We start from the raw sequence: 3,265 nt of genomic DNA on the forward strand, positions 1-3,265 counted from the left end.
TTGAAATTACTTCTGCATTGTCAATATAAAACGTGGGCAATAGACCTTTGGTTAAAATAAACATCAAGGCAAAAACTGCCTGAATAACAAGAACCATAAAGAAAATAGAAAAAGCAATGCGCCGCAATTCAACAAAATTGCGTTTCCCTTTTTGATTGCCCACCCTGATGGTAGCCGTTACACTAAAGCCCACAGCAATCATAAAAGTCATAGATGCCAAATTGAGTGCAATTTGATTGGCAGCCTGCGAATTGGTACCCAGCATTCCCGCCAGAAATATGGAAGCCGTAAACAACGCCACTTCAAAAAACATCTGCATGGCCGTCGGAAAGCCCAGTCCAAACAAACGCTTAAAAATAGAACGATCAAGATGCTCCCGTTTTGACCATACAAAATAAGCCTTCAACTTCTTTTTGTTTTTTAGAATAAAATAAATAAACCCAAGCATAAAAAACCGCGAAATCAGCGTACCAATAGCCGCCCCTTCCAACTCCAATCGGGGGAAAATCCAAATACCATAAATCAACAAATAGTTGAACACCACATTCACCACATTGGCAATCAGGGTAGCAATCATGGCATACTTGGTTTGTGAAAGTCCATCGGCAAACTGTTTAAATCCTTGAAAAAGCATTAAAGGAATCATTGAGAACGCCACAATTTCCAGATAAGGAATTGCCAGGTCTACCACTTCAGGGGGCTGGTTTAAGTGATATAGAATGGGCTTGATAAATAACAAAAGTACAAACAATAACAAGCCATTGAGTCCGCATAAAATCATTCCGTGGTGGAAAAAGCTTCTGCCGTTTTCAATATTGTTTTCCCCGTCAGCTTCCGCAATAAGCGGGGTAATTGCAAAAGAAAACCCAATCCCGATTGAAAGCGCGATGAAGATCAAACTGTTACCCAGCGATATAGCTGCCAACTCGGCGGCTCCCAACTGCCCCACCATCAGGTTGTCAACAAGGCCCACCATCACATGCCCCAGTTGCCCCAGCATAACAGGATATGCCAGCTTGAGGTTGTATCGGAATTCTTTGGTATATGCACTCAGGGCCATCATACAATTTACTAAAATGAAAACCGCAAAGTTAGGGGTATTTGAAGAATGAATAAACGACTCTGTGTAAAATATTTTATAAATAGTTATATTTGGCACCGGTGAAAAGCAACTGAACTAATTTCTTAAATCACCACAATCAAAATCTCCCAAAATCAAGCAAACACAGATGAGTATAAAGAAGCTAAACCCGATAAAAAACAGTATTCTAAAGTTTTTTACAGATTTTTTTCAAAATACCAAAACACCAAAAGGCTTGAGCCTTCAATCTGATCAACCATTAACCATTTTAATTACCCGACCCAACCACCGTCTGGGGAATCAATTGTTGTTTACCCCATTGATCCGGGAATTGGAACTCAGGTTTCCCAATGCAACCATTGATATAGTGGTCAATGGCAATTTATCGTTTATTTTATTTTCTGAATTTGATTCTATACGTACCATTTATAACCTTCCTAAAAAACCCTTCAACAATATTTTAAAATACATCAAAAAAGCAACTCAAATGATGTCTAAAAAATATGACCTCGCTATTGCCGGTGAAGAGGGTTCAAATTCTTCCAAAATATTTGTCAAACTTTCAAGATCAAGAAACAAAATATATGATTCGGGTGAGTGTATTGAAAACAAACCAACCCATATAAGTAAAAAACCAATCTACAGCTTTTTAAAATACATCGATCCTGCCATTGATTTAAAAGATTATACGTATCCCCAATTGTCCATTAAGTTAACTGAAGACGAAATCAAACAGGGCAACACCATTCTCAACGGGCTGTTTAACAACCAAAAGGAAACCATTTGCATCTACACCTTTGCAACCGGAAGAAAATGCCACTCTAAAGAATGGTGGTCAGGTGTTTATGATGCTATGAAAAAAGAATTTACCAACTACAACATCTTAGAGATGCTCCCCATTGAAAACGTGTCGCAAATCGACTTTGACAGTGTGCACTTCTACAGTAAAGACCTACGTGAAATAGCAGCAGTCATTGAAAACTGCAGCTTGTTTTTTGGTGCAGACAGCGGTATGATGCATTTATCTGCTGCAACAAATACACCTACCATTGGTTTGTTTAATGTTACCAAACCCAAAATTTATGCCCCCTACGGGAATAAAAATCTATTCATCGATACCAATACTACACAGGTAGATGAAATCATCAATCAAATCAAAGCAGTAACCGTTTAAAACAAAACTTCAAAAAAAAAGCACTCCCTTCACTTCTTTTTTATTAGCTCACTAATTTTCTTTGTGAAACCTAAGTATTAAAAGACCACTTTTAATATGCCAATCCAACGTTCCTGAAACTCAGGAAAGGTATCAAAAACACTCTTTGAAAAAATATTGTTATATTTGAATGCTGCGCTCTTTTATAAAGCCCCCTAATTTACTTTACCCACTGCTTTTCGCAACCCTACTGTCGAAAAACTGAACAATTCGGCTTTTGAACCAATTTAAAACAATGTATATATGAAACCAACTAAATCAACTTTTACTAAACTCATTTATTTGTTCACCACTCTTGTTCTTTGCTTCGGAATGCTTTCGTGCAAATCTGATAAAAAGGAAGATACAGACGAAACTCAGACGATGGCTGATACTGAAAAAGAAGCTGTCATAGAAATCATCACTGAAGCCATGGAGTTTCAAATGCAGGACACTATTCCGGCTGGCTGGAATACGTTTCACTACAAAAACCAATCTCCTCAAACCCACTTTTTCCTAATTGAAAAATACCCTGATGGCAAAACCCTTGATGATGCTTTAAAAAAAGTAGTACCGGTATTTTCTGAAGGTATGGACCTCATTAATAAAGGCCAATTTGACGAGTCTATGGCTGCTTTTGGAAAACTACCTGAATGGTATGGTGAGGTGCAGTTTATGGGAGGCTCCGGTTTGCTTTCACCCGAAAGAACAAGTGAAAACACCCTCAAACTCGAGCCGGGTTACTATTTAATGGAATGCTATGTAAAAATGCCCAACGGTGTTTTTCATACCAGTATGGGTATGATACGTGACTTTGTGGTTTCAAATGAAGACTCAGGCATTGCCGAGCCGGAAGCTACTATCGCTTTAGAAGTTTCAGGTGCAGAAGGCATTGTTGTGAATGACTCCATTACTGCAGGAACGCATACCTTTTCTGTTTTCTTCAAAGACCAAAAAGTACATGAGAACTTTGTGGGCCACGATGTCAACCT

3 protein-coding genes are annotated in these 3,265 nt (G+C 38.4%); 2 read left to right on the top strand and 1 reads right to left on the bottom strand.

What is annotated here, in order from left to right; translation table 11 throughout:
- A partial coding sequence (locus AACY61_RS11075) for an MATE family efflux transporter (RefSeq protein ID WP_339611647.1) occupies window positions 1-1,060 on the bottom strand: 1,060 nt, incomplete at its 3' end.
- Between the two features lie 169 nt (window positions 1,061-1,229).
- On the opposite strand from AACY61_RS11075, the gene AACY61_RS11080 reads away from it, so the two are divergent.
- Together AACY61_RS11080 and AACY61_RS11085 are read left to right on the top strand one after the other, a co-directional pair.
- Window positions 1,230-2,255, top strand: coding sequence for a glycosyltransferase family 9 protein (locus AACY61_RS11080; protein WP_339611649.1), 1,026 nt, complete (start codon window positions 1,230-1,232; stop codon window positions 2,253-2,255).
- Window positions 2,256-2,537: 282 nt separating this feature from the next.
- The coding region (locus AACY61_RS11085; RefSeq protein ID WP_339611651.1) for a hypothetical protein at window positions 2,538-3,265 on the top strand (728 nt) is incomplete at its 3' end.

It is taken from the genome of uncultured Planktosalinus sp. (genome assembly GCF_963973675.1).
In the GTDB taxonomy this organism is placed as follows: Bacteria; Bacteroidota; Bacteroidia; order Flavobacteriales; family Flavobacteriaceae; genus Planktosalinus.

Excerpts from the sequence above, each read along its gene's own strand:
- AACY61_RS11080 (WP_339611649.1), top strand. The coding sequence starts at position 1,230 with ATGAGTATAAAGAAGCTAAACCCGATAAAAAACAGTATTCTAAAGTTT.